The sequence below is a fragment of the Micromonospora sp. HM134 genome, from assembly GCF_007833915.1.
GTDB lineage: Bacteria > Actinomycetota > Actinomycetes > Mycobacteriales > Micromonosporaceae > Micromonospora > Micromonospora wenchangensis.
Genome location: NZ_CP041061.1, coordinates 7,415,072 through 7,440,231 on the forward strand (window position 1 = coordinate 7,415,072; position 25,160 = coordinate 7,440,231).

At 71.0% G+C, this 25,160-nt stretch carries 24 protein-coding genes; 11 read left to right on the forward strand and 13 right to left on the reverse strand.

Annotation, left to right across the window (positions count from 1 at the left end):
* Window positions 1–126: 126 nt before the first annotated feature.
* Together FJK98_RS32305 and FJK98_RS32310 are read right to left on the reverse strand one after the other, a co-directional pair.
* On the reverse strand, window positions 127–1,176 hold the full coding sequence (locus FJK98_RS32305; RefSeq protein WP_240762504.1) for a phosphotransferase: 1,050 nt from the start codon (window positions 1,174–1,176) through the stop codon (window positions 127–129).
* Window positions 1,177–1,319: 143 nt separating this feature from the next.
* Window positions 1,320–2,492: an acetyl-CoA C-acyltransferase gene (locus FJK98_RS32310; RefSeq protein WP_145922376.1), complete on the reverse strand. Its 1,173-nt coding sequence runs from the start codon at window positions 2,490–2,492 to the stop codon at window positions 1,320–1,322.
* A gap of 104 nt (window positions 2,493–2,596) precedes the next feature.
* Here FJK98_RS32310 and FJK98_RS32315 point away from each other — a divergent pair, with 104 nt between their 5' ends.
* Window positions 2,597–3,022 carry a PH domain-containing protein gene (locus tag FJK98_RS32315; protein ID WP_145922377.1) on the forward strand — a complete coding sequence of 142 codons (426 nt, stop codon included), beginning with the start codon at window positions 2,597–2,599 and terminating at the stop codon, window positions 3,020–3,022.
* Between the two features lie 79 nt (window positions 3,023–3,101).
* On the opposite strand, the gene FJK98_RS32320 is transcribed toward FJK98_RS32315, so the two are convergent.
* Window positions 3,102–4,049: a rhomboid family intramembrane serine protease gene (locus FJK98_RS32320; protein ID WP_145922378.1), complete on the reverse strand. Its 948-nt coding sequence runs from the start codon at window positions 4,047–4,049 to the stop codon at window positions 3,102–3,104.
* Window positions 4,050–4,076: 27 nt separating this feature from the next.
* Window positions 4,077–4,607 carry a peptidylprolyl isomerase gene (locus FJK98_RS32325; protein ID WP_088642360.1) on the reverse strand — a complete coding sequence of 177 codons (531 nt, stop codon included), beginning with the start codon at window positions 4,605–4,607 and terminating at the stop codon, window positions 4,077–4,079.
* Window positions 4,608–4,691: 84 nt separating this feature from the next.
* On the opposite strand from FJK98_RS32325, the gene FJK98_RS32330 reads away from it, so the two are divergent.
* Window positions 4,692–5,564, forward strand: a complete 873-nt coding sequence (locus FJK98_RS32330) for a hypothetical protein (RefSeq protein WP_145922379.1) — start codon at window positions 4,692–4,694, stop codon at window positions 5,562–5,564.
* Window positions 5,565–5,823: 259 nt separating this feature from the next.
* Window positions 5,824–6,738, forward strand: coding sequence for a polysaccharide deacetylase family protein (locus tag FJK98_RS32335; protein WP_145922380.1), 915 nt, complete (start codon window positions 5,824–5,826; stop codon window positions 6,736–6,738).
* An 11-nt stretch (window positions 6,739–6,749) separates the two neighbouring features.
* On the opposite strand, the gene corA is transcribed toward FJK98_RS32335, so the two are convergent.
* Both corA and FJK98_RS32345 read right to left on the reverse strand, forming a co-directional pair.
* The gene (gene corA / locus FJK98_RS32340) at window positions 6,750–7,898 is read right to left on the reverse strand and encodes a magnesium/cobalt transporter CorA (RefSeq protein WP_145922381.1); all 1,149 of its coding nucleotides are present in this window, start codon (window positions 7,896–7,898) and stop codon (window positions 6,750–6,752) included.
* Window positions 7,899–8,194: 296 nt separating this feature from the next.
* Window positions 8,195–9,289 carry a PLP-dependent aminotransferase family protein gene (locus FJK98_RS32345; protein ID WP_145922382.1) on the reverse strand — a complete coding sequence of 365 codons (1,095 nt, stop codon included), beginning with the start codon at window positions 9,287–9,289 and terminating at the stop codon, window positions 8,195–8,197.
* A 167-nt stretch (window positions 9,290–9,456) separates the two neighbouring features.
* On the opposite strand from FJK98_RS32345, the gene FJK98_RS32350 reads away from it, so the two are divergent.
* The 5 genes from FJK98_RS32350 (at window position 9,457) to FJK98_RS32370 (ending at window position 13,430) form a co-directional block, all read left to right on the forward strand.
* A complete protein-coding gene (locus FJK98_RS32350) occupies window positions 9,457–10,266 on the forward strand; it encodes a hypothetical protein (protein ID WP_240762506.1) in 810 nt (269 codons plus the stop codon).
* A 100-nt stretch (window positions 10,267–10,366) separates the two neighbouring features.
* Window positions 10,367–11,098 (forward strand): sugar phosphate nucleotidyltransferase, encoded by a 732-nt coding sequence (locus FJK98_RS32355; protein ID WP_145922383.1) that lies wholly within the window; start codon window positions 10,367–10,369, stop codon window positions 11,096–11,098.
* Window positions 11,086–12,153, forward strand: a complete 1,068-nt coding sequence (locus FJK98_RS32360; protein ID WP_145922384.1) for an iron-containing alcohol dehydrogenase family protein — start codon at window positions 11,086–11,088, stop codon at window positions 12,151–12,153. The genes FJK98_RS32355 and FJK98_RS32360 overlap by 13 nt, the downstream gene beginning before the upstream one ends.
* The gene (locus FJK98_RS32365; protein WP_145922385.1) at window positions 12,128–12,847 is read left to right on the forward strand and encodes a CDP-alcohol phosphatidyltransferase family protein; all 720 of its coding nucleotides are present in this window, start codon (window positions 12,128–12,130) and stop codon (window positions 12,845–12,847) included. Before FJK98_RS32360 ends, FJK98_RS32365 begins: the two co-directional genes overlap by 26 nt.
* Window positions 12,848–13,031: 184 nt before the next feature.
* Window positions 13,032–13,430 carry a hypothetical protein gene (locus FJK98_RS32370; RefSeq protein ID WP_145922386.1) on the forward strand — a complete coding sequence of 133 codons (399 nt, stop codon included), beginning with the start codon at window positions 13,032–13,034 and terminating at the stop codon, window positions 13,428–13,430.
* A gap of 12 nt (window positions 13,431–13,442) precedes the next feature.
* Here FJK98_RS32370 and FJK98_RS32375 read toward each other — a convergent pair whose 3' ends face one another.
* Together FJK98_RS32375 and FJK98_RS32380 are read right to left on the reverse strand one after the other, a co-directional pair.
* Window positions 13,443–14,660, reverse strand: a complete 1,218-nt coding sequence (locus FJK98_RS32375) for a tetratricopeptide repeat protein (RefSeq protein ID WP_145922387.1) — start codon at window positions 14,658–14,660, stop codon at window positions 13,443–13,445.
* Window positions 14,650–16,908: a CHAT domain-containing protein gene (locus FJK98_RS32380; RefSeq protein ID WP_145922388.1), complete on the reverse strand. Its 2,259-nt coding sequence runs from the start codon at window positions 16,906–16,908 to the stop codon at window positions 14,650–14,652. Before FJK98_RS32380 ends, FJK98_RS32375 begins: the two co-directional genes overlap by 11 nt.
* Before the next feature lie 371 nt (window positions 16,909–17,279).
* Here FJK98_RS32380 and FJK98_RS32385 point away from each other — a divergent pair, with 371 nt between their 5' ends.
* The 3 genes from FJK98_RS32385 to FJK98_RS32395 all read left to right on the forward strand — a co-directional run bounded on the left by FJK98_RS32385 (window position 17,280) and on the right by FJK98_RS32395 (window position 21,658).
* Window positions 17,280–18,530 (forward strand): tetratricopeptide repeat protein, encoded by a 1,251-nt coding sequence (locus FJK98_RS32385; RefSeq protein ID WP_145922389.1) that lies wholly within the window; start codon window positions 17,280–17,282, stop codon window positions 18,528–18,530.
* A gap of 275 nt (window positions 18,531–18,805) precedes the next feature.
* Window positions 18,806–19,615: a pectate lyase gene (locus FJK98_RS32390; protein WP_240762508.1), complete on the forward strand. Its 810-nt coding sequence runs from the start codon at window positions 18,806–18,808 to the stop codon at window positions 19,613–19,615.
* A gap of 534 nt (window positions 19,616–20,149) precedes the next feature.
* Window positions 20,150–21,658: a CHAP domain-containing protein gene (locus FJK98_RS32395; protein ID WP_168222596.1), complete on the forward strand. Its 1,509-nt coding sequence runs from the start codon at window positions 20,150–20,152 to the stop codon at window positions 21,656–21,658.
* A 477-nt stretch (window positions 21,659–22,135) separates the two neighbouring features.
* Here FJK98_RS32395 and FJK98_RS32400 read toward each other — a convergent pair whose 3' ends face one another.
* The 5 genes from FJK98_RS32400 to FJK98_RS32420 all read right to left on the reverse strand — a co-directional run bounded on the left by FJK98_RS32400 (window position 22,136) and on the right by FJK98_RS32420 (window position 25,086).
* Window positions 22,136–22,330 (reverse strand): DUF397 domain-containing protein, encoded by a 195-nt coding sequence (locus FJK98_RS32400; RefSeq protein ID WP_145922391.1) that lies wholly within the window; start codon window positions 22,328–22,330, stop codon window positions 22,136–22,138.
* A gap of 8 nt (window positions 22,331–22,338) precedes the next feature.
* A complete protein-coding gene (locus FJK98_RS32405; RefSeq protein WP_145922392.1) occupies window positions 22,339–22,779 on the reverse strand; it encodes a DUF5753 domain-containing protein in 441 nt (146 codons plus the stop codon).
* Between the two features lie 276 nt (window positions 22,780–23,055).
* A complete protein-coding gene (locus FJK98_RS32410) occupies window positions 23,056–23,448 on the reverse strand; it encodes a type II toxin-antitoxin system VapC family toxin (protein WP_145922393.1) in 393 nt (130 codons plus the stop codon).
* The gene (locus tag FJK98_RS32415; protein ID WP_145922394.1) at window positions 23,445–23,729 is read right to left on the reverse strand and encodes a type II toxin-antitoxin system Phd/YefM family antitoxin; all 285 of its coding nucleotides are present in this window, start codon (window positions 23,727–23,729) and stop codon (window positions 23,445–23,447) included. The genes FJK98_RS32410 and FJK98_RS32415 overlap by 4 nt, the downstream gene beginning before the upstream one ends.
* A gap of 82 nt (window positions 23,730–23,811) precedes the next feature.
* Window positions 23,812–25,086 carry a glycosyltransferase gene (locus FJK98_RS32420; protein WP_145922395.1) on the reverse strand — a complete coding sequence of 425 codons (1,275 nt, stop codon included), beginning with the start codon at window positions 25,084–25,086 and terminating at the stop codon, window positions 23,812–23,814.
* Window positions 25,087–25,160: the final 74 nt, after the last annotated feature.

Below are 25,160 nucleotides of genomic sequence, written 5' to 3' on the forward strand. Positions count from 1 at the left end.
CCTGGCCAACGAGCCGTGACCAGGGGTGATGTGGGTCACTGTCGACTTTTGGAACTTCCACTCCCCCGGGTCGCACCACCGGTGCGTCTTTTCCGCACCGACGACCCGACCCGGGGGGCTCGGAGGTCACACCGGCATCGGCGCGAACAGTTCACCGAGCCAGCCCGGCACCGCGTCGGCGTACTCGGCGCGGGTCGGGTCGGTGGTGGCCAGCGCCCGCCGCCAGGACAGCGCCCGGCTCACCGTGGTCACCCGTACGGCCAGCCCGGCGGCCTCCCGCAGGGCTGGCCGGTCGTGGCGGTCGGTCCACGCCTCCAGGTAGGCGTCCCGCAGCCGCAGCAGCACCGGATCCCCCTCGGGCAGCGAGTAGGTGTGCGCCACCGACCGCAGGGTCACCAGCAGGGTGCCGAACGGGTGCGCCACGGAGGCGTCGCCCCAGTCGAAGAAGCGGTAGCCGTCGGCGGCGAACACGTTCCCGTCGTGCAGGTCGTCGTGCTGCACGCTGGCCGGGATGCCGGTGTCGGCGAGCCGCCCGCAGTCCTCGGCGAAGCGCGGCTGGTACGCCCGCAGCCGCTCGTAGGTCGCCGCGTCCAGCCCACCGTCGTCGCTCCCGGCACCGTCGCCGTCGTCCCCGGCGGCCGTGCGGGTGTCGGGGGCGTCGTGTCCGGGGTCGAGGAGCAGGGCGGCCCGGTCGTCGAGCAGGTCGGCGAGCAGGGCCGGCAGGGCCGCCGGCCGCTGGTCGGGCACGCCGAGCGCGACGAGTTCGTCGGCCCGGGGAGCCACCGTCCGTTGGAGATCGGCGTAGGCGACCAGCACGTCGGCCCACCGGGCCGGATCGGGTTCGGCCAGGTCACGCAGGGACGGGCCACCGTGGGGCAGCAGCGACCAGCCCCGCGCGGGGTCCACGGCGACCGGGTCGAGCACCCGGCCGGGGGCACTGCGGGGCAGTTCGGCCAGCAGCACCGCCTCGTACGCCGTGCCGGGGTTGTTCGCCTTGAACCAGTACGGCCCGGCGTCGGTGGGCACCCGCCAGACCAGCGACCAGGGGCGTTGCCGGGCCTCGACCGGGCCGGTGACCCGCCGGCCGTGCCGGTCGAGCTGCCCGGTCACCCAGTCCAGCGCGGTGGCCCGCCACTGCGGGTCGGCCCACCCGGGGGCCACAGAGACGATCGTCACGCCGCGCAGATTAGGCCACCCACCCGCCCCGACACCCGTCATTTTCCGGCCGGGCGGGATCGCAATGGGGCCGATGTAGCGGCATCAAGGCCACCCGGACACCGCAACCTCGACCCCGTTGCGGGGCGCGCGGGCGGGCGTCGTCAGAGGAGTTCGAGGATGGTGGCGTTGGCCATGCCGCCGCCCTCGCACATGGTCTGCAGGCCGTACCGGAGGTCGTTGTCCCGCATGTGCTGGAGCATCGTCGTCATGATCCGGGCACCGGACGCGCCGAGCGGGTGCCCCAGCGCGATCGCCCCGCCGCGCGGGTTCAACCGCTCCGGGTCGGCCTCGGTCTCGGCGAGCCAGGCCAGCGGCACCGGCGCGAACGCCTCGTTCACCTCGTACACGCCGATCTCCTCGATGCCCAGGCCGGCGCGGCGCAGCACCTTCGCGGTGGCCGGGATGGGGGCGGTGAGCATGGCGACCGGGTCGTCGGCGGCGACCACGGCGGTGTGCACCCGGGCCAGCGGGCGCAGGCCGTGCCGGCTGGCCCACTCGCTGGTGGTGACGGCGAGCGCGGCGGCACCGTCGGAGATCTGCGACGCGGACCCGGCGGTCACCACCCCGTCGGCGCGGAACGGGGTCTTCAGCTCGCCGAGCGCGGCGAGGGAGGTGTCCCGGCGGATGCCCTCGTCGGCGGCGAACGAGCGGCCGTCGCTCAGTGGCACCGGGGCCAGCTCGGGGTCGAACGCCCCGGCGTCCTGCGCGGCGGCGGCCTTCTCGTGGCTGGCCAGGGCGAACTCGTCGAGCTGACTGCGGGAGAAGCACCACCGGGCGGCGATCAGCTCGGCGCCGACCCCCTGGTTGAACGGGAGCGGCTGGTCGTCGGCGAAGCCCTCGACGCCCCGGTAGCGGGCCCGGATGCGGTCGCTGAACGGCATGCCGTCGCCGACGCTGGACCCCATCGGCACCCGGGTCATCGACTCGACACCACCGGCCACCACCAGGTCGGCCTGCCCGGAGACGACCGTCGCGGCGGCGAAGTGCAGGGCCTGCTGGCTGGAACCGCACTGCCGGTCGAGGGTGGTGCCGGGCACCGACTCGGGCCAGCCGGCGGCGAGCACGGCGTTGCGGGCCACGTTCCAGGACTGCTCGCCGACCTGGGACACGCAGCCCCAGACCACGTCGTCGACCTGGCCGGGATCGATGCCGGTGCGGTCGGCGAGGGCGCGCAGCACGTGCGCCGACAGGTCGACCGGGTGCACCTCGGCCAGGCCGCCCTTGCGTCGCCCGACCGGGGTACGCACCGCACCGACGATGACTGCGTCACTCATGACTACTCCCCGGTAACTTCGGCTGTGTCGATACTACGTCGCCGACCGCCGGTCCGCCCCCCGCGTCGCCGGGGCCGGCCCGGCGCGGCTGGCATGCTGGGACGGTGCATCCACCAACGTCTCCGGCCCGTCAGTGGCGGGTCCCCCCGGCGGTCCCGGCGGTGAAGCTGGCCGGCGCGGTCGGGCTGGTCGCCCTCGGACTGCTGCTCGCCGACGGCGACCCGGTCCGGCTGGCGCTGGCCGTCGCCGCTGCCGTGGGCCTGGCCGCCTGGGCGGCACGCGACCTGCTCGCCCCGGTCCGGCTCGCGGTCGACGCCGCCGGGATCACCGTCGTCCGGGGGTACGCCGGGCGGCGGCACCTGCCGTGGGAGGCGGTGGAGGCGGTCACCGTGGACCGGCGGACCCGGTTCGGGCTGACCGGCGAAACGTTGGAGATCGACGCGGGCGAGACCCTGCACCTGCTCGGCCGCTCCGACCTGGGCGCGCCCCCGGCCGAGGTGGCCGAGGCGGTCCGGGCCGCCCGCCCCTGACCGACCCCGACGGGGCCGACGTAGCGGTATCCGGTCGACCCCGACACCGCCACCTCGGCGCATCAGCGGCAGGGCCGGGTCAGCCGAGCAGCATCACCGTACGGACGATCACCAGGCCGAGCAGCGCGAGCAGGATGACCCCCGCACCGGCCGCCTGGAACACCGAACGCCGCATCCGGGGGGCGTACGCCAGCACGAGCGCCATCAGCGCCCCGACGATCAGCCCGCCGACGTGGCCCGGGATGGAGATGCCCGGCACGGTGAACGTGAAGATCAGGTTGATCACCAGGATCGGCAGGATCGCCGAGGTGTCCCGGCCGAGCCGGCGCATCAGCACGAAGACCGCCGCGAACAGCCCGAAGATCGCCGTCGAGGCACCGGCCGAGGCGGTGTTGGGGCTGCTGAACAGGTAGGCCGCGACGTTGCCGCCGAGACCGGCCATCAGGTAGAGGCCGAGGAAGCGCAGCGGCCCGAGCAGTGCCTCCAGCTCCCGTCCCAGCACCCAGAGCGCCCACATGTTGAGCAGCAGGTGCACCACGCCGTAGTGCAGGAACATCGCGGTGACCAGCCGGTACCACTCGCCGGAGGCGACGCCGTGCGCCTCGCCGAACGGCACGTACGAGGCGTAGCTGAGCACCGAACCCCACTGGGTCAGCGGGGTTCCGCCACCGAGCAGGCCGCCGAAGCCTGAGCCGCCGATCAGCGAGTCGCCGCCCCGGTCACTGAGCACCGAGACGATCATCACCAGCACGTTCAGCGCGATCAGGGTGCGGGTGACCAGGCCGCGACGGCCGGCGGCACCGCCACCGAAGGCGGTACGCGCCGGCCGTACGCTGCGGCGTCCCTCGTTCACGCACTCCGGGCACTGGTGGCCGACGGGAGCGTCCCGCATGCAGTCCGGGCAGATCGGCCGGTCGCAGCGGGAGCACCTGAGGTACGTCTCCCGGTCGGAGTGGCGGTAGCAGACCGGGGTGGTCGGCACCGACCCGCCGGTGGCGTCGCCGGCCGGCCCGGAGCGTTCAGTCATGCGTGCAAAGGTACCTCGCAGCTGCGGTCAGGCCCCGGTGCGCTCGATCTCGACCCGCTCGATCACCACGTCCTGCAACGGCCGGTCGCTCGGGCCGGTGGGGGTGTTGGCGATCGAGTCCACCACCTTCGCCGACTGCTCGTCGGCCACCTGGCCGAAGATGGTGTGCCGGTTGTTCAGGTGCGGGGTCGCCCCGACGGTGATGAAGAACTGCGAGCCGTTGGTGCCCGGCCCGGCGTTCGCCATCGCCAGCAGGTACGGCCGGTCGAAGCGCAGCTCCGGGTGGAACTCGTCGGCGAACGTGTAACCCGGGCCACCCCGGCCGGTGCCGGTCGGGTCACCCATCTGGATCATGAAGCCGCTGATCACCCGGTGCGAGATGGTGCCGTCGTAGTACGGCCCGTTGCCCGGCTGACCGGTGCGGGGATCGGTGTATTCCTTGTTGCCCTCGGCCAGGTCGACGAAGTTACGAACCGTCTTCGGAGCGTGATTGCCGAAGAGTTCCAGCCGGATCGGGCCAGCGTTGGTGTGCAAGGTGGCGTAGACAGCCTCGGCCACGGGTACTCCTCACTCGTTGGTCAGTTCCATGCGGATCCTCCCATGTGCCCCATCTGGCAGTGCGGAGGCATCCGTTGGTGGAGGATGACGAAGGAACAACTCCCAGGAGGTGGGACCGTGTTTGGAATCGGGCGGCGCAAGACCCAGGGGCAGCTGGCAAAGGTGGAGCTGCACCAGGGCATCGGTCACCTGAGGCAGGCCGCCACGCACGCGGCGAAGGGTGCCGGCGCCACGGTCGGCCCACGGGTCCAGGCGGCCCGCAGCGCCGTCGCGCCGACCGCGGTCGTGGTGCGGGACCGGGCCTCCAGCGGCCTGGCGACGACGGCCGCGGCGCTCGCCCCGGTGGCCCTGGCGGTGCGCAACGCCCAGGCCGAGGCCGCCGGCAAGGCGGTGGCCGGCAAGAAGGCCGCCGCCGCCAAGCAGGCCAAGGTGACCAAGAAGATCAAGGCGAAGAGCCCGAAGGCCCGGAAGCGGAAGCGGACCTCGCGCGGCATGATGGCCGGCCTGCTGGTCGCCGGCACGGTGGCCGGGGTGGCCGGCGCGATGGCCCTGCGTCGCCGCCGTGAGCAGCAGGAGTGGGCCGAGTACGACCCGACCCGCAGCATCGGCACCGCCCCCGTCCCGCCGGCCGCCGGTGCCGGCACCGCCTCGGCCGCCGCCGGTGCCTCCACCGCCTCGGCCGCCACCGGCGTCGACGCCCCCCGCGACGACGTCGACATCCTGGTGGTCGAGACCCCGTCGGCGGGCGGCACCACGCCCACCGGTTCGGCCACCCCGGCCACCGGCGTCGGCAGTTCCGCCGTGGCGGCCGGCACCCCGGCCGGCACCCCGGTGATCCACCCGAACGACAAGGTCCCCTCGGTCGCCGAGGGTGCCACCGACGTCTCCGGCCGGCCGGCCGACGACCTCGGCAAGGCGCTCGACACCGGGAAGACCACGTCCAGCACCCGGCGCTGATCCCCCGCACCTCGTCGGCGGCGCGGTGACGACCCCCCGGTCGTCCCGCGCCGCAGCCGGCTTCCGGCCCCCGGCGGGGTCCGGGCTACCCGGCACGCCGACGCGCCGCCCGTAACCGGAGCCCCCGGCACGGTACGGCCCGCCACCGGCGTCAGACCCGCCCCGGGCTGCGCCCCCCACGACAACGTAAGGATTTTTCAGGGTTCTCCCCGACCGTTACGGGCTCACCCGGCGGGCGTCCGGCTCCTACAGTGCTCGTATGTCGCCGACCACCGACCCGGAGCGTCCGGCTGCGGAGCCGAGCGGCGCTCCCTCGACGGGGCGCCGGGACCAGTCCGCCGAGCGCCCGGCCGGGCGTGACCGGGCGCTGTCCCGGCGGCGGGTGCTCTCCGGCACCGCCGCCGCCCTGGCCGGCGCCGGGGTGGCGCTGACCGGCGAGTTCGGGTATGCGGAGGCGACCGCCGACAGCAAACTGCCCGTCTACGGCGGGTACGCCGCCACCGTGCACGCCGACCGGCGCACCCCGCCCCGGTCGTCCCGGGTCGACGTGGTGTGGAGCGTGGACACCACCCGCCGGCTGATCGCGCTCACCTTCGACGACGGGCCCGCACCGAACTGGACCCCCCGGGTGCTGTCGATCCTCGCGCAGACCGACACCCCGGCCACGTTCTTCATGGTCGGCCGCCGTGCCCGCGAGTACGGCCGGCTGGTGGCGCACCGGCTCGACGGTCACGAGATCGGCAACCACACCTGGGCCCACCAGGACCTCGCGAAGATGACCTACGAGCAGGCGTGCACCGCGATCAGCCGGGCGCACAACGAGCTGACCCGGCTCTGCGGCCGGGAGCCCACCCTGCTCCGCCCGCCGTACGGGCACCTCGCCGGCAGCACCCTGCTCGCCGCCAACGACCTCGGCTACCAGGTGGTCCTGTGGAACCGGCAGATGCTCGAATCCCGGTTCACCCAGAATCCGGACGGCCTGGTCGACTACGTCGTCGACTCCTGTGAGCCGGGCACCATCCTGCTCGCCCACGACACCGGGCCGGCGGACCGGCTGGTCGCGATCCGGGGGCTGGCCGCGATGATCACCGGGCTGCGGCGGCGGGGCTTCGAGTTCGTCACCGTCTCCGAGCTGATGGCGGCGGCCACCCCGGCAGCCGTCCCGGCCCACTGACCGGGCGTCGGTCAGAGCCAGCCGTTGCGGCGGAACCACCGGTAGAGCGCCAGTGAGATGGCGAGCATCAACGCGAGCACCCCCGGATAGCCGTACGTCCATTTCAGCTCGGGCATGTTCTCGAAGTTCATGCCGTAGACGCCGGCGAACGCGGTCCACACCGCCGCGATGGCCGCCCACGCGGCGATCTTGCGCATGTCGTTGTTCTGGTCGACGGTGACCTGCGCCAGCCGGGCCTGGAGGATCGAGTTGAGCAGGTCGTCGTAGGAGTTGACCTGCTCGACGGTGCGGCTGAGGTGGTCCTGCACGTCGCGGAAGTACCGCCGTACCTCCTGCGGCACCTCGCGGTTGACCTGCGCGGTCAGCGTCATCAGCGGCCGTTGCAGCGGGATCACCGCCCGCTTGAACTCCACCAGTTCCCGCTTCATCTGGTAGATCCGCTGGATCCGCCCGCTGCCCTGCCGGTCGAAGACGTCGGCCTCCAGCACGTCGAGGTCGTCCTCCAGCTGGTCGGCCACCTCCAGGTAGAGGTCCACCACCCGGTCAGTGATCGCGTACGCCACCGCCCACGGCCCGTGCCGCAGCAGGTCCCGCTTGGCCTCCAGGTCGGCCCGGACGGGCGACAGCCGGCAGGCGTCCCCGTGCCGGACGCTGATCAGGAAGTTCGGCCCGATGAAGAGCATCACCTGGCCGGTCTCCACCACCTCGGAGGTCTCGGTCAGCTCGGTGTGCTCGCAGTAGCGGGCCGTCCGCAGCACCAGGAAGCTGACCTCGCCGAAGCGTTCCAGCTTGGGCCGCTGCTGGGCCTTCACCGCGTCCTCGACGGCCAGTTCGTGCAGGCCGTACGTCTCGGCGATGGCGGTCATCTCGGCCAGTTCCGGTTCGTGCAGCCCGAGCCAGACGAACCCGTCGCGCTCGTCGCGGGCGGCGGCCAGCGCCTCGGCGTACCGCCACTGGCCGGGGCGGCGTTCGCCGTCGACGTAGAGGCCGCAGTCGACCACCCCGCTGCGCCCCGGGCCTGCCGGCGCGGGGGTACGGGGGGAGCCGTCGGCGTTGAGGATGCGGGACATCGCGCGCACCGGGGACACCCAGGCGCGGGGGTTCAGCACCCGACCGCCGTGGGGTGTCGCCGACCGCTCCCGTGCCGCCCGGTCCGTCATGGCGTTCCCCCTCCCGGGTGTCCTGCTGCGGCTTGCAGGCTACGCCGCCGCCGGGGGTGGCGGGTGTGGGCGCCGGGCGGGTCGGGCCGCGTTCAGGGGGGTGAGGGGGCGACCCGACCCACCCGGCACCGCTGGGGGCGGGGGTAATGCTGCCGCGTCGATCAACCGTTCGGCGGGAACAACCGGGTCACCGGCCGAACGTGAGTGACGCTCGCAGCATTGTGGGTCGCCGGGCCGGTCGAGGGGAGCCCTCGACCGGCCGACGTCGTACTTTTGTCAGAAACCCGACAGATATTTCAGCCGCGGACGGCTGCCACCGCATCCGCGAGCCGGCGCACACCCTCGTCGATCCGGTCCGCGGTCACCGCGGAGAAGGCCAGCCGCAACGCGTGCCGCCCACCGTCGACCATGAAGTCGCTGCCCTTGACCACGGCGACACCCCGCTCGGCGGCGGCCGGGGCCAACCGGTCCACGTCCACGTCCTCGGGGAACTCCACCCAGAGGAAGTAGCCGCCGTCCGGCTCGACGAAGGTCACCTCCGGCAGGTGCCGGCGCAGCGACTCGGCCAGCACCCCGGCCCGCTCGCCCAGCGCCGACGACACCGTGGCGATCGACCGCTGGATGTCACCCGAGACGCAGAACTGGTGGACGATCGCCTGCGACACCATGCCCGGCGAGATGTAGAGGCTGGTCGCCGTCTTGGCGATGTCGGCGATCAGGCTCGCCGGCCCGACCAGGTAACCGACCCGGACGCCGGGGCAGACGGTCTTGGTGAAGCTCGACGCGTGCACCACCACGCCCCGGGTGTCCATCGACAGCATCGACGGCAGCGGCTCGCCCCGGAACCGGATGTCGGCGTACGGGTCGTCCTCGAAGATGGTGAAGCCGTACTCGGCGGCAAGATCGAGCAGCTCACGGCGCTTGTCCAGGGAGAGGGTCACCCCGGCCGGGTTCTGGTAGTTCGGGATCACGTGGGCCAGCCGGGGGCGTACCCCGGACTCCAGCAGCTTGCGCAGCTCGGCGGTGTCCAGGCCGTCCGGCTCGATGCCCACGCCGTGGATCTCGCCGCCCATCCGCTGGAGGTTGAGCAGCGTCCGGTCGTACGTGGGACGCTCCACCACCACGGCGTCCCCGCGCCGGACCAGGTGGTCGAAGAGGAACGCGTCGGCCTGGAGCGAGCCGTTGGTGACCAGCACCTGATCCGCCTCGACGCCGTGCTTCTCGGCGATCCACTTCCGCAGGGGGGGGTAACCCACGGAGGTGCCGTAGGCGGTGACCCCGGCGGGGTCGGCGTCGAAGGCACGGACGGCGGCGGCCTTCAGCCCCTCGACATCCACGATGTCCAGCGAGGGCGCGCCACGGGCGAACGAGATCAGCTGCTCGGCGGTCATGCGCACGAGCCTAGGGCCTGTCCGGGCCGGTCCGGCCGGCATACACGCCAAGTTCAACATGCGGGCACGCCGCACGGGGCGGTAAGGGTCGAACCGGTCGACTCCGGTGCAGGTCGGGACGGGACCGGGCATCGGCGCGGCCGGCCCGCGCTCGCTACTGTCGAAGCGTGCCCACCGAGCCCCTCCGCAGCGCCGGCGCGTTGATCACGGACGATGGCGTCGAGCTGGCACCGCACCGCTTCGCCGGGCTGGTCGCCCCGGCGGTCGAGCGGGCGTTCGTCGCCGGGATGCTCGCCGGCCGCGACGGCGGCGGCGCCGAACTGAGCCAACGGTACGGCGGGCCCGCCGCCACCGGCTTCCTGGTGGAGTTCCGCACCCGGCTCGCCGCGCCGGGCGGCACCGTCGACCGGGCCGGCTTCGCCGCCGTCAACCGCTACCGCGACCCGGCCACCTGCCAACGGGCGCTGGACAAACAGGTCGCCCACGGCACGATCGCCCGCCGGCCCGACGGCGGGATCACCGCCACCGAACGGGGTGTCGACTTCCTCACCGAGCTGTACCAGGTGCACGCCGAGGTGACCGAGGAACTGTGGGCCGGGCACGACGACCGGGTGCGTCGGCTCGTCGAGGCGTACGGGCGGTTGGTGGCGTACGCGGTGCTGCTGGCCGGGGAGCCGGACGCCGGGCCGGGGCCCGCGTTCGCGGCGGTGGCCCCGCCGTACGAGCCGGACGGCACCCCGCCGGGCGTGCTGCTGCTCAACCGGATCGGCGCGCTGCGGTACCACCGGGCCGACGCGTACGCCGACGCGTGGACCGCCGCCGGGCACACCGCCGGCAGCATCGGCAAGCTGCCGGACGGGCCGGAACGGCGGGCCATCGAGCTGGAGACCGACCGTCGGGCGGCCGGCCCGTACGCGACGCTGACCGCCGACGAGCGGCTGGGCGTGCTCGCCGACCTGGCCGCCCTGCCCGGCTGAACCCCCGGTCGGCCCGGCTGAACTCCCGGTTGGCGGCGGCCGGCCGGTCACGCGGGGCTATCCTCCACGGTGACCTGGAGTCGTACGAGGGAGGCCCCGCATGATCGGGATGGTGCTCGCGGCCGGTGCGGGACGCCGACTGCGCCCATACACCGACACCCTGCCCAAGGCGTTGGTGCCGGTGGACGGTGAGACCACCATCCTGGACATCGCGCTGCGCAACCTGGCCGAGGTGGGGCTCACCGAGATCGTGATCGTGGTCGGCTACGCCGCCGACGCGGTCGTGCAGCGGCAGTCGGCGCTGGAGGAGAAGTACGGCGTCACCCTCACCCTGGTGCACAACGACAAGGCCGAGGAGTGGAACAACGCCTACTCGCTGTGGCTGGCCCGGGAGCACTTCGCCCGGGGGGTGCTGCTGGTCAACGGGGACACCGTGCACCCGGTGAGCGTGGAGAAGACCCTGCTGGCCGAGCGGGGGCCGGGCATCCTGCTCGCCGTCGACACCCTCAAGGCGCTGGCCGACGAGGAGATGAAGACCACCTTCGACGCCGCCGGCCAGCTCACCCGGATCACCAAGCTGATGGACCCCGGCGAGGCGTACGGCGAGTACATCGGCGCGACGCTGATCGAACCGCAGGTGGCCGGGGCGCTCGCCGACGCCCTGGAGGCGACCTGGCGACGCGACCCGAACCTCTACTACGAGGACGGCTACCAGGAGTTCGCCGACCGGGGCGGCGAGGTGCGGGCCGCGCCGATCGGGGACGTCTCCTGGGTCGAGGTCGACAACCACGACGACCTGACCCGGGCACGGGAGATCGCGTGCCGCTACTAGCCCGTACCATCCTGACCCCGCTGCACATCGACGTGCGGCGCGGCGCGGTCGCCGACCTCGCCACCATCCTCGCCGACGGGCGGATCTCCGCCGGGGGTGACGTGGCGGTGGTGGTCGGCCCCGGTCAGGGCGGGCAGATCGCCGACCTGCTGCGGCCGTCGCTGCGTTCGGCGGACGTGTTCACCGTGGCCGGCGGCACCCTCGACGCCGCCGACGAGTTGGGCGGCAAGCTCCGCGAGCGGTCGTACGACGCGGTGGTCGGCATCGGCGGCGGCAAGACCATCGACGTGGCGAAGTACGCGGCCACCCGACGCGGCCTGCCGATGGTGACCATGGCGACCAGCCTCGCCAACGACGGCATCGCCTCCCCGGTGGCCAGCCTGATCACCGGCGGCATCAAGGGCTCCTACGGGGTGCACATCCCGATCGCGGTGATCGTCGACCTCGACTTCGTGGCGGCCGGCCCCGACCGGCACAACCGGGCCGGCATCGGCGACGTGGTCAGCAACATCAGCGCCCTGGCCGACTGGGAACTGGCCCGCCAGGTACGCGGCGAACCGGTCGACGGACTCGCCGCCTCGCTGGCCCGGATGGGCGCGGAGGCGGTGCTCGCGCACGGCGGCGACATGAGCGACGACGCGTTCGTCACGGTGCTGGCCGAGGCGCTGATCTCCAGCGGCCTGGCGATGGCCGTATGCGGCAGCAGCCGACCGGCCAGCGGCGGCTGCCACGAGATCATGCACGCGGTCGACGCCCTCTTCCCCGGCACCTCGTCGCACGGCGAACTGGCCGGCCTCGGCGCGCTGTTCTGCACGTTCCTGCGCGGTGACCAACGGCGCTTCGCCGAGATGTCGGCCTGCCTCGCCCGGCACCGGCTGCCCCGGCACCCCGCCGACGTGGGGCTCACCGACGACCAGTTCGTCGAGGCGGTGCAGTTCGCCCCGGCCACCCGCCCCGACCGGTACACCATCCTGGAGCACCTGGCCATGTCGGTTACCGAGACGCGGGAGCGGCTGGCAGACTACGCCGGTGCACTCCGCGACCACAGTGGCTGAACCCCGTCCCACCGTTGCCGACTTCCACCGGGTCAACCGGGGCGGCGGCCTGTTCAGCGAGTCGGTCAGCCAGTGGCTGGGTGCCGTCTTCGCCCTCGTCGCCCATCGGCTCGGGCTGCGCCCGACCGCGCTGACCATCACCAACCTGGTGCTCGGCCTGGCTGCCTCGGTGACCGTGGTGGCGCTCGCCGACCGGGTCGCCGCCGGTGCCGTCCCGGCCTGGCTGGTCGGGCTGGTCGCGCTGGTCGGCTGGCAGGTGGCGTACGCCCTGGACTGCGCCGACGGGCAGCTCGCCCGGGTGACCGGTCAGGGCAGCGCGGCCGGTGCCCGGGTCGACGTGCTCTGCGACGTGGCCGCCCAGATCGCCCTGGTCGCCGCCCTGTCCGCCACCGCCGTGGCGCAGCGCCCCTCCACGCCGACCTGGCTGGTGGCGACCTTCGCCGGCACCTGGATGGTCAACCTGGTGACCTCGGTGATGCAGTCCGGCCCGAACGCCGCCAGCATGGTCACCTCCACCTCCCTGCCGGTACGCCTGGTCAAGCTGGTCCGCGACTACGGCGCGGTGATTTTCGTGGCGGGGTTGGTGCTGATGCTGGTGCCGGCGCTGGTGTTCTGGGTGGTCGTGGCGTTCACGGTGGTCAACGGCGGTTTCCTGCTGGCCAGCATCGCCTTCTCGGCCCGCGCCTCGCTGTAGGGCCGCACTGTCGACGGGGTCGGGTGCTGCCGGAAAGTGGACTTACCGTGCGGTAGTTGTCGGGAAGCGTTGACCCGACGAGTGGTGAAACTCGATGATACGAGTCGGTCACTCTCCGTCCATCGTGGGCGGGGCCATCGGAGACGGAGCCCCCGCGATGTCACGTTCACGCCGGTTGACTGCCATGATTCTTGCCCTGGCGATGCCGATGCTCGTGTTCGCCGGTGCGGCACCCGCTGTCGCCGCCGCCCCCACTCTCGAGATCAGCTCGGTGACGCTTGTCGCCAAGGGCGCCGGGGTGCGCCTGGACTACGTGGTGAGCTGCGACGAGGGTGCCTCCGGCGAGTTGCGCGCCACGATCACCCAGGCCGTCGGTAACCGCATCGCCCACGGGTCCGTCCCGCAGTACCGCACCTGGACCTGCACCGGGCAGACGCAACCCCTGTCGGCGGTGATCCCGGCTGACGTGGTTGGTGCCCCGTTCCGCGCCGGAGAGGCCCTGCTGCTCGCACGGATCTCCGTCTGCCCCGGCGCGAACTGCGAGGACGTCGAAACCGAACAGGTGGTGCGGATCGTCCGCTGACGCTTTCTACCGTCAGGGTCCCGTGGGCGGTCCGGACGGGTGGCCTTCGGCTCGTTCCCGTCGGAGTTGTTCGAGGACGGCGGTGTCGTCTTCGAGGTCGGGGTGGTCGACCTGCCGGTCGAGGTCGACCACCTGTTCGAGTTCCCGGATCGCCTGGTCGAAGTCGCCGTTCGCCCGGAGGACCATCGCGATGTTGAACCGGGTGACGGCTTCGCCGGCACGGTCACCGACCTCCCGCGTGATGGGGAGAGCCTGGTGGTAGTGGTCCAGGGCCCGCTGCCGATCCCCCAGGTTGTCGTACACGTGACCAATGTTGTTGAGGGTGGCGGCTTCGCCGGCCCGGTCACCGACCTCCCGCCGGATAGGCAGGGCCTGGTGGTAGTGGTCCAGAGCCCGCTGCCGATCCCCCAACCCGTGATACACGCTGCCGATGTTGCTGAGGGTGACGGCTTCGCCGGCCCGGTCACCGACCTCCCGCACGATGGGGAGAGCCTGGTGGTAGTGGTCCAGAGCCCGCTGCCGATCCCCCAACCCGTTGTAAGCGAGGCCAATGTTGTTGAGGGTGACGGCTTCGCCGGCCCGATCGCCGACCTCCCGCTGGACGGGTAGGGCCTGGTGGTAGTGGTCCAGAGCCCGCTGCCGATCCCCCAACCCGTGATACACGCTGCCGATGTTGTTGAGGGTGACGGCTTCGCCGGCCCGGTCGCCGACCTCCCGCCGGATAGGCAGGGCCTGGTGGTAGTGGTCCAGAGCCCGCTGCCGATCCCCCAACCCGTCGTACACGTGACCAATGTTGTTGAGGGTAGTGGCTTCGCCGGCCCGATTGCCGACCTCCCGCACGACGGGGAGAGCTTGGTGGTAGTGGTCCAGAGCCCGCTGCCGATCCCCCAACCTGCTGTACACGCCGCCGATGTTGTTGAGGGTGGCGGCTTCGTTGCCCCGGTGGCCGGCCTGTTGGTACATGGTCAGGGCCTGCTGATAATCCTCCAGTGCCTGCCAGGGCCGACCGGTCGACGACCGTGCCCCGCCCCGGTCGTAGAAGGAGCCGGCGTCCGGGCCCAGGGTCAGGGTCGCGGTGGACATGGCCTCGACGGCGGCGAATCGCGAGATGCGCAACCACACCCGACACACTCGGTCACCGACGTTCCGGGCGATCTCCGGCTGCTGCCCGGCGACCGCGAGCCGGTGCACCTCGACCCAGCGGGCGAGGTCCCTGGGGTCAGTGGCCATCGGCGGGGGTGGGGGCGAGGACCCAGAGTTGGTAGAGGGACCGGGCGGCGGCGGCGCACGCCTCGGTGTGTTCGTCGTCGGTGAGCAGGGGACGGACGAGGGGGTGCAGGACGTTGGAGACGAAGTAGCGCGCCTCGCGGGTCTCCGGGTCGGTGCCCTCTTCGAGCAGGCCGAGTTCGACGGCCCGTTGGAGGTGTCGGGCGGCGTCGGGGTGTGGGTGCAGGGCGTGGACGGTGGCGGCGGGGATCGGTAGTTCGACGACGTTGACCCGGGCGAGCATCCGGCGCAGTTCGAGGGGTTGGGAGTCGAGGAGGTTGTCGGCGAGGACCGTCTCCCGGCGGAACCGGTCGGCTTCGCCCTCGATGGCGGCGAGCAGGCCGTCGACGTCGAGGGCGGCGTCGCCGACGATCCGGTTGAGCCAGTCGAGCAGGCGGGGGTTGCCGGCTGCGGCCTCGATCGCCCGGTTCCGGATGGTGGGGTTGATGATGGATTCGGGGCGCAGGTTGGTCAGGTTGGCGATCTTCTTGGTCTGCTCGACGGTGGTGAGGCTTTCCAGGGCCTCGACGGCGAGGGTGGTACCGGCCGGGGTGGGGAAGCGGTAGCGGCTGGTGATGACGACGCGGCTCGGGCTGCCGGTGTCGCGGATGGCGGTGAGCAGGGCGGGCAGGATCTCGGCCATCGCCGGGGCGAGGACCCGGCTGCCGTCGTCGCGGGAGTCGAGGTTTCCGGTCTCGAAGTCGTCGAACACGAACAGGCAGGGCGTCCCGCCGAGCGGCCCGTCGACGTCGAGCAGGTACCGCAGCCGAATCGGAAGCGGGAGCTGTTCGTTGTCGAGGAGTTTGGCGGCCTCGGTCCTATGGTCGACGTCGTCGAAGCGGACCTTGTCGATCAGCTCGCGGAACTTGATGGCGTCGACCCGGCCGTACCAGACGGCGCGCTGGTGGGTGGGCATGCGTTCCAGGAGCCGGGAGGCGAGGCTGCTCTTGCCGAGCCCGCCCATGCCGGCCAGCAGCAGGCCCTGGGCCGCGCCGGGGGTGTCGGCGGGTTGCCGCAGGACGCGCAGGCAGCGTTGGATGACCCGTCGCCGGCCGACGAACTCGGCGCGGGACGCGACCCGGGACAGTTGGGTCTGCGGGTCCAGGAACTGCTGGTCGGCGGCGCGTACCTGCAACCGCTTGCGACCCTTGGTGTGCAGCGGGGTGACCAGGGGTGCCAGCGGGGACCGGTCGGCGTAGACGCGGAGCAGATGCCAGTAGCTGCTTCTCCTGTCGTGGAACAGGTGACGGCGGGCCGCGATGATGGCCCGGTCCAACGACCCTCCGTCGGCCAGGGCCTGGTAGAGCGCGGCGGCGAAGTCGGTGGCGGCGACGTCCCCGACCGGCAGCGCCCAGCCCAGCACCACCGGGGCACCGGCCTGCACCAGGCTCTCGCTCATCGACGGGAACACGCCGCCTTCCGGAGCGTCGGCGGTGAGGCAGCCGGAGACGAACACCAGCCTCGGCCAGTGCCCCTGCATCGCCTCGGCCAACTGGTCGGCCGTCGCCCTGGTGGGCCTGCCGTACTCGTCCTCCAGGAGGAAGACCGGCTGCCCACCGGCGGTGGTGGCGTGCCCGCTCAGGTGCAGCACGTCGAAGTGGCCGGGCCCGTAGTCGTGGCTGAGGAACCGCAGCCCCTCCAGGGTGCCGCTCTCCTCCACCATCAGATCGGTGCCGGTGCGCCGGGTCACGGCCAGGATCGCCGCTTCCTCGGCCTCGAAGTTGAGCACCGGCTCGACACCCTCAGGCGAGGCCGCCATGAACAGCACCCGCAACGGCCGGTTGCCCGGCGCGACCGGGCCGGGCAACACCGCGTGTTCGCCGACCGCCCGGACCGGCAACAGCGGCGCCCGCCCGGCCACGGTCAGGAACGCCCCTTCCCGGGCCAGCAACTCCCACGGCAGGTGCCGCAGCCGCTGTTCGGCGGTAATCCGTAGCACCACCCCGGCGGGATGGGCCAGCATCGGGGTGAGCCACCGCTCGTCGCCATCGAGGAAGTCCGCCAGCCGGGTCCCCAGCTCGGCCAGCCGGGTCGCGCCATACACCTTCTGCGCGGTGGCGTCGGTGCTGTAGTCGCGGCGTACCAGGGTGATCAGCTCGTCGACCGCGGCCCGGTCCAGGCTGCGGGTCCGGGGTGGCTGGCCGGCGGCGGACAGCCGCAGCTCGTAGTGGTTCGAGGTCTGCTCGAAGACCTCCAGGTCGAAGGTGCTCATCTGCCATCCCCGTCATGGTGGTCAGGTCAGTGCGGCCCGCAGCTCCGCCGCCCAGCTCGCGGCCCGCGCCCCGGACACCTCCACTGTGGCGCTTTCCATGACCACGTCTCCCCTGATGCGCCTGGTCAAGCCGGTCCGAGGCCGCCCACCGCCGGCCCCGGCCAGGTGATCGACGGTGGACCTTGGGTGGCTACTGTACGTTTCCTTCGCGTCGCGCGACCGCTTCGTGAACCCGGCTCGGGTGACGACTTTCCGACTTACTGACCGGCTCCCTGCCATCGGGGGTAAGAACGTTCACGACCGATGCACTGCCGCCCGCCGGGTAGTGCCACGGTCCGGTGGCGACCGCGTCGGCAACAAGGAGCATCAGGATGACCGAGGTGGAGTCGGGGATCGAGGATCGGGAAGCAGCACGACTCCGACCCGTCACTCCCACTGCGGCGGTCACCGTTGCCCGGTGGGTCGAGGTGCACCGGCTCGCGGTGGCCGGGCGGCAGTCGGCGATCGCCCGGGACGTCGGTAGCCGGGTGTGCCGGGGGTGGCTGCGTACCTCGCGGTTCGCCGCGGTCGAGGCCATGGCCACCGCGACCCTGACCCTGGGCCCGTACGCCGACGCCCTCTACGAGCGGGGTGAGGCGTGGTCCTCGACCGGTCGGCCCTGGCCGGCCCTGGAGGATTTCCAGCAGGCCCTGGCCATGTACCAGCAGGCCGGCGACCGGAGCAACGAGGCCGCCACCCTCAACAACATCGGCCACGTGCACAGCGGCTTGGGCGACCAACAGCGGGCCCTCGACCACTACCACCAGGCCCTCCCCATCACCCGGGAGGTCGGCGACCGGGCCGGCGAAGCCACCACCCTCAACAACATCGGCAGCGTCCACCACAGCCTGGGGGATCGGCGGCGGGCCCTCGACCACTACCAGCAGGCTCTGCCCATCCGGCAGGAGGTCGGCGACCGGGCCGGCGAAGCCACCACCCTCAACAACATCGGCCACGTGTACCACCGGTTGGGGGATCAGCAGCGGGCCCTCGACCACTACCACCAGGCTCTGCCCATCCGGCGGGAGGTCGGCGACCGGGCCGGCGAAGCCGTCACTCTCAACAACATCGGCCTCCTGTACAACAGCCTGGGAGAACGGCAGCGGGCCCTCGACCACTACCAGCAGGCCCTGCCCATCCGGCAGGAGGTCGGCGACCGGGCCGGCGAAGCCACCACCCTCCACAACATCGGCAGCATCTACCACCGGTTGGGAGATCGGCAGCGGGCCCTCGACCACTATCAGCAAGCCCTCACCATCACCCGAGATGTCGGTGACCGGGCCGGTGAGGCCACCACTCTCACCAACATCGGCATCGTGCACCACAGCCTGGGGGATCGGCAGCGGGCCCTGGACCACCTCCACCAGGCGCTGTCCATCCAGCGGGAGGTCGGCGACCGGGCCGGCGAAACCAGCACCCGGTACAACCTCGCGATGGTCCACCGGGCGGACGGTGACCTCGACCAGGCGATCCGCGAACTCGAACGCGTCGTCGACCTCGACCGTCAGGTCGAGCACCCCGACCTCGAAGCCGACACCGCCGCCCTCGAACAACTCCGCCGGCAACGCACAGAAGCCCAGTAGAACCGGGCACAGGGTCCGCACCTCCTGTCGGCGTTCTCGGTCCCGACAGGAGACGCTCCCTGCACCGGCTGTGCGGCGTCACGCGTCGATTCCGGCACCACGAACGTCGACGCCGCCAGGAAGCCCTTTCGTTCCATCGACGAGTGTCGTAACGTATCAGGTTGCGGGCAAGCGCTTTCCCGGTGCGAAGGCGGGTAGTGGAAGGCGCTCCTGCGCGTTCGGACCGGCTGTCCGCAGCCACCACCACCCCGCCCATCACCCGTCTCGGAGGACACGTGAACTCACGTGACAACGGCGCGACGCCGCGCCGCCGACGGTGGCAGGTCGCCCTGCTGCCGTTCGCCACCGTCGGGCTGGTCGCCGCCGGCCTGGTCGTCACCCAGACCGGTGCCCAGGCCGCCACCTGGCCCACCGCCAAGAGCACCACCACCGTCACCAGCACCCAGTCGGTCAGCGGCACCAAGGACTACGGCCTGGTGCGCTACAAGGCCGGCGGCGCGATGGGCGACGGCGGCCAGAGCGAGAGCCAGAAGCCGATCTTCGAGCTGGCCGACGGCGCGACGATCAAAAACGTGATCATCGGTTCGCCCGCCGCCGACGGCATCCACTGCAAGGGCAGCTGCACGCTGATCAACGTGTGGTGGGAGGACGTCGGCGAGGACGCAGCCACGTTCAAGGGCGGCTCGTCGGCGAACTACACCGTCGACGGCGGCGGTGCCCGATCCGCCTCCGACAAGGTGTTCCAGCACAACGGCGGCGGCAAGCTGACCATCAAGAACTTCGACGTCAGCAACTTCGGCAAGCTGTACCGGTCGTGCGGCAACTGCTCGACCCAGTACAAGCGGACCGTCGTTATCCAGAACGTCACCGTGACCGCCCCCGGCAAGGTGCTGGCCGGCATCAACACCAACTACGGCGACACCGCGACGTTCTCGGGCATCACCATCTACGGCGACAGCAGCCGGAAGATCTCCATCTGCGACCGCTACACGGGCAACAGCTCCGGTGCCGAGCCCGTCAAGACCGGCAGCGGCCCCGACGGTACGTACTGCAAGTACACCTCGTCGAACATCGTCTACAAGTAGAACTCGCTCGTAGCCGGGGCGGGCCGCGTACCCCCGAGGGGGCGCGGCCCGCCCCGGCTACCTCTCCGGAGATGGCGGCCCGTCCCCCGGTTTTCCCGGGGTCTTCGGACCCGCCGGGTGATCGGGTCGGCCGGCTTAGAAGGTGGCCGGGTCGACTGTCGGCCAGCCGGATCCAGTCCGGGTCCGGCGGCGGGGCGAGCGCGGTCCACCCATGAGTTGGTCTATCACCCCGCCCCACACGCCCGACTCCGTTTGGACCAGCCTGACCGACTCAGCCGGGAACGGTGGTCGACCGATCCAGTTGGGCGACAGATGGCGATGTCCGAGCGTGATTGGCACCACCATGTCGCCCCGACACAGTGCGCCCACTGGTACGCGCCTCCCGTGTCGGGAAGACGACGCACTGACGTATGGTGCTAAGCCAGCCGGTAGAAAGATTTGGTGATCTAAGGGACGCGTAGCGGAGACGGGCCGGTCATGGTTGATCAGTTTCAACGCGGCACACGATGGATACTCTCCAGGGCGCTGGGAGCGATGCTGATCGCCACCCTGTCAGCAGTCGTAGGATTTCCGCCGGGTTCCGCTTCGGCTGGCTTGAACGAAGATGACTACCCGAGCAATTTGAAAAGCGCCCCTCTCGATTCGATGATCGACCCGTGGGGCTTCTACAACCGCAACTGCACCTCGTTCGTCGCCTGGCGAATAAATCAACTCATGGGGCGCACGTCAGCGCCATGGGCGTTCACCAACGGAATGGCAGGCGGCAGGTGGGGGAACGCGAACCACTGGGATGACAATGCTCGTGGGCTGGGCTATCCGGTAGACGGCACGCCGAAGGTCGGAGCAATCGCACAGACCGACGCTGGATCCTCCGGGCACGTCGCTGTGGTTACTGCCGTGAACGGCAACGAGGTTAGCATCGAGGAGTACAACCGGAGCTTTACCGGCAGCTACGGTACCCGCAGGGTGTCCGCAGCCAGCTTTACCTATATCCACATCCCGGGCGCGGAGCCTACGACAGGTGGCGAACCCAATAGTCGGGTCGTGTCGCTGCCGGGAAACTGGACCGGCGATAGCCGCGAGGATTTCGTTTATATCACGCGGCGTGCTGATGGTGGCTTCGACCTTGCCGTCATGGAGACAACGAGCGCCGGCCTCGCCTGGCGGGGCCTGTGGTGGTCGGAGCCGACTCAACGTTTCGACACCACAAAGTTCATACCTGCTGACACGGACAACGACGGCCGGCTGGATCTTTACTACGCGACCGCCCGTCCGGGCGGGTTCGATGTCGCGCTCATGCACAACACTGGCAACACCTTCTCCTGGTGGGGGCACCAGTGGAATCCCAACATGGACCTCACGAAGATCACCTTTCTTCCCGGCAACTGGGTTGGCGACCCCCGTGAGGAGTTCGCCTACGTCACCCCTCGCGGCAGCGGTGGTTTCGATTTCGCGGTCATGGAAACAACCGATGCTGGATTCGTCTGGCGTGGCCTGTGGTGGTCCGACGACAACCTCTCTTTCGCCACCATAGCGTTCGTTCCGGCCGACAATGACAACGACGGCAAGCTGGATCTCTTCTATGCCTCACCCAACGCGAACGGCTTCGATCTCGCCCTGATGCATAATTCCGGTAGCGCCTTCACGTGGTGGGGCCATCAGTGGAATCCGACAGGGCTCAGCCTGACCAACACTCGCTTTCTTCCGGGAAACTGGGGCGGCAGCCCCGCCGGTGACTTCGCCTATGTGACCCCGCGTGGTGACGGCGGGTTCGACCTTGCGGCCTTTATCAGCACCCCTACCGGAATCGTCTGGCAGGAGCGGCTACACGAGCCGGGTTTAAGCTCCCGAACTGTCCAGTTCGTAACTGCCGATGCTACCGGCGATGGCCTGTCTGATCTGTATTATGTGACTCCTCGTGGTGGTGGTGGCTTCACCATGGCCCTTTTCGACAACACAGGTGCCGCCTTCGCCTGGGCGGGCGAGCAATGGAACCCGTCCAGCCTCAGCCAACAACAGACGATCTTCCTACCTCAAGGTTAGTTTCAATCCGTCAGGTTAGGCGCCAATGGCAACTCTGTCAGGCCAACCTAGCCACTGCTGTTGATACTGGCGCCTCGTCACGCAGCCTTGTACGGGTAATCTGGGTTGACGGATCTTGGATGCGGCTGGCGAGACCGGACTAGAGGTGGCGTTCGGGCGGGCTTGATCGACTCAGTTGGGCCGAAATAGCGATATCGACCGCGCCCGGATACCACTACTTCGCCCCAACACAGGCTGACCAGCGAACCGGGACCGCCAGATCTCCGGTGGTGGGGGTTCGTCCGCGCCTCGGGCCTTCCACGGCTGGTGTTCGGTGATCCAGGCTTCCACGTCGTCCACGAGCCAGAACGATCCGCCCGCCAGCCCGTCATCGAGCCCAGACAAGGTGGAAGAGCAGCGCACCCCAGCCTCCGAGACGGGAGCTGGGGCAAATCACTGCCGCAAGGGTAGGAAAGGTGACGGGGTACGAGGGCGGTGTCAGTTGTGCTTGAGGGAGTCGATGAAGGTGTGCCAGCCCCGGGCGTCGAAGGCCAACGTGGGGCCGGACTTGTCCTTGCTGTCCCGGACGGCCACCCCGTTGCGGAGGTCGGCCACCTCGACGCACGCGCCGCCGTTGCCGTCGCTGCGGGTGGACTTGCGCCACACCGCGCCGGTGAGGTCCGGGTTCGACATGGCAGCCTCTACTTCATCTCGCCTGCAATCCGCAGCATGAGCCTGCGGGACTCCGCCGGCCCCAAGGCCGCAGCCTGGAGACGACCCCACAGCCGGTTGTAGGCCCGGAGCGCCTCGGGGCTGTCGAGGTAATCCGCGTCCGTGAACGTCTCCAGGTAGACGACGTCCGAGGCGACCTCCTCCCCGAACCGAAGGATGATGAAGTTGTACGAGGCGGTCAGGTAAGTCTCGGCACCCAGCGGGAAGATCTGGATCGTGACGTTCGAGCGGTTGGCGAGCGTGGCGATGTGCGTCAACTGCTCCCGCATTGCCGCCGGGTCGCCGAGGTCGCGCCGGAGGGCGGACTCGCTGAGGATGAGGTTCAGCTCCGGGCCGTCCGGGCGGTCGATGACCTTCTGCCGTTCGAGGCGCACCTCGACCTGCCGCTCCACGTCATCCCGGTCCCGCACGCCCCGGCCACCATCGTCCAGCTCGCCGCCGCCCTCGGGGTGACCTGACCATGACCGCGCCGCACCTGTCGCTGGCGCAGATCCGCAACCGGCTGATCCTCACCGCCCGCGCGGTCCTCCGCGACCACCGCACCGACCCGGACGGCCGATGCCGGGTCTGCCGGGTCGCGGACTGCCGGGTGTCGGCCGCCGCCCGCGACGTCCTCGACGCCGCCGCTGCCTGCCGGCAAACCCTGGCCGGCAAGCCGGCTCCGCCCGGCCAGGAGTGCAGGCTCGCTAATCGGTGCCGGGAGCCGCCACCGGCAGGCCCACCGAGGCGGCGATATCCGCCATCCGCTTGTCGTATGTGACCAGCACGTCGAGCGCATCGCCAAGGATCTGGGCGCTTGCCACGTGCAATGCGTCCAACGTCCGAATCCCGGTAGGAAGCGCTGCTGCGGAATCCCGGACCTCCTCGGTCAACAGGATCTCGGTGAAGTTACGAGCCAGCATCTGCATGGCATCCGGATAGTCTCCGATCCGGTCGAGGGTGCGTACCGTCTCGACGAATCCGACGGAGCTGGTCGCCATCGGCATGCCGGCCCGGTCCGCCAGAAACTCCTTCAGCTGCGTCGCGTAGGTGCGGCCGGAGAGCAGCGTGATCAAGGCGGACGAGTCGAGGTAGATCACCGATCATCGTCCTCGCGGTCTGCCAGGAGCAGATCGAGAGGCGACACGTCGGACGGCACGTCGTAACGAGGCAACCGATCGAGGTCGCTCGTGGTGGTCGCCTTGAGGCGGATCACCCCTTTAGCCACCAAGGACGCGTACCTGCCGAGCGTCCCCGAACCCGGTAGCAGAACGGCGATCACGCTGCCGTGCCGCGTCACCTCGATCGACTCGCCTCGCTCGACCCGGGCGAACATCGCGCTGGGGTTGTAGGAGAACTCACGCACGGAAACGGTGCTCACACCACGCCCCCCTTGTGCCGACAACACGGTCATTGTACCCACAAGACTGGCTGATCACCTGCACAACGCGCAAGCGGAGTGGTCAGTTGGCGCGGGTGAGGGAGGCGTAGATGGCCAGGTGCCGCTTGAGGACCACGTCCGGGTGGAAGGTCTGCTCGTACCGCAGCCGGGCCGGGGCGGACAGCAGCGCGGCACCGGCCCGCGCGACCGGGAGCGCGGCGGCCAGCGCGGCCGGGTCCGGCGGGACCACCCAGCCGGCGGTGCCGCCGAGCAGGCCGGCCGGGACCGCTGGCGGACCGGCCGGCGGCGGGGCATGGCCGGCGACGGCCGAGGCGACGGCGGCCGGGCCGGTGCCGGCGGGCTCGTGCGGGACGTCCGCGCCGACCAGGTACGGGATGCCGCCGAGCGCGGTGCCGAGCACCGGCCGCCCGCTGGCCAACGCCTCGATGATCACGGTGGGCAGTACGTCGTGCCACATCGACGCGGCGATCACCACGGCACTCGCCTCGACGGCGGCGCGTACCCCGGCCCGGTCGAGCTGGCCCAGGTAGACGACGTCGGCGCGCTCGGCGGCGGCGGCCTCGACCAGCGGACGCAGCTCGCCGTCGCCGGCCACCCGCAGCGTGCCGAGGCTGCCCACCGGGTGCCGCCGCCAGGCGTCCAACAGCAGGTCGAGGCCCTTCTCCGGGGTGAGCCGGGCCAGATAGAGGAAACCGTCGCCGAGCGGGGTGGGGGCCCCCGGGTCGGGCACCGCGTTCGGCTTGACCACGATCCGCTCGGCCGGGATGCCGTAGTCGGTCAGGTGGTCGGCGATGGCCGAGGTGAGCGCGATGAACCGGTCCACCGAGCGCCAGGTGCCCCGGTGCACGGCCAGGGTGGCCGCCATCAGCGCGCTCTGCGCCCGCGAGTCCCGGTAGCAGCGGTGCACGATCGACGGCACGGCCAGCGCCCGCCCCTTGCAGTCCTGGCAGATGACGCCGTCGCGGAAGTAGATCCCCGACGAGCAGACCTGCCGGTAGTTGTGCACCGTCTGCACCACCGGCACGCCGTGCTTGTGCGCGGTCCGCACCACCCAGGGCGAGAGCAGGGGGTACGGGTTGTGCAGGTGCAGCACGTCCGGCCGGTGCTCGGTGAGCAGCCGGGACAGGTCCTGCTGGGCGCGCGGGGCGTAGATCGGTGAGATCGGCAGCAGCGCCTTGGCCGACTTCGGCATCAACGGGATCTCGTCCGAGCTGCGAATGAACGGCAGCACCTCGACCCCGGCTGCGGTGAGCTGCCCGATCTCCGAGTCGACCATCGTGTTCTCACCCGACGGCTGGGCTTCCCGGTACCGGTTGTGCGCCACCACGATTCTCACAGAGCTTGTCCTTCGTTCGCGACTGCGGGACTCGCAAGCTCATTCCTCGCGCTCACGGGAAGGAAGGCTACCGT

Coding starts and splice junctions, on each gene's coding strand:
- FJK98_RS32310 (WP_145922376.1), bottom strand. CDS start 2,492: ATGAGTGACGCAGTCATCGTCGGTGCGGTGCGTACCCCGGTCGGGCGA.
- FJK98_RS32320 (WP_145922378.1), bottom strand. CDS start 4,049: ATGACTGAACGCTCCGGGCCGGCCGGCGACGCCACCGGCGGGTCGGTG.
- FJK98_RS32330 (WP_145922379.1), top strand. CDS start 4,692: ATGACGAAGGAACAACTCCCAGGAGGTGGGACCGTGTTTGGAATCGGG.
- FJK98_RS32335 (WP_145922380.1), top strand. CDS start 5,824: ATGTCGCCGACCACCGACCCGGAGCGTCCGGCTGCGGAGCCGAGCGGC.
- corA (WP_145922381.1), bottom strand. CDS start 7,898: ATGACGGACCGGGCGGCACGGGAGCGGTCGGCGACACCCCACGGCGGT.
- FJK98_RS32345 (WP_145922382.1), bottom strand. CDS start 9,289: ATGACCGCCGAGCAGCTGATCTCGTTCGCCCGTGGCGCGCCCTCGCTG.
- FJK98_RS32355 (WP_145922383.1), top strand. CDS start 10,367: ATGATCGGGATGGTGCTCGCGGCCGGTGCGGGACGCCGACTGCGCCCA.
- FJK98_RS32370 (WP_145922386.1), top strand. CDS start 13,032: ATGATTCTTGCCCTGGCGATGCCGATGCTCGTGTTCGCCGGTGCGGCA.
- FJK98_RS32375 (WP_145922387.1), bottom strand. CDS start 14,660: ATGGCCACTGACCCCAGGGACCTCGCCCGCTGGGTCGAGGTGCACCGG.
- FJK98_RS32380 (WP_145922388.1), bottom strand. CDS start 16,908: ATGAGCACCTTCGACCTGGAGGTCTTCGAGCAGACCTCGAACCACTAC.
- FJK98_RS32385 (WP_145922389.1), top strand. CDS start 17,280: ATGACCGAGGTGGAGTCGGGGATCGAGGATCGGGAAGCAGCACGACTC.
- FJK98_RS32395 (WP_168222596.1), top strand. CDS start 20,150: ATGCTGATCGCCACCCTGTCAGCAGTCGTAGGATTTCCGCCGGGTTCC.
- FJK98_RS32400 (WP_145922391.1), bottom strand. CDS start 22,330: ATGTCGAACCCGGACCTCACCGGCGCGGTGTGGCGCAAGTCCACCCGC.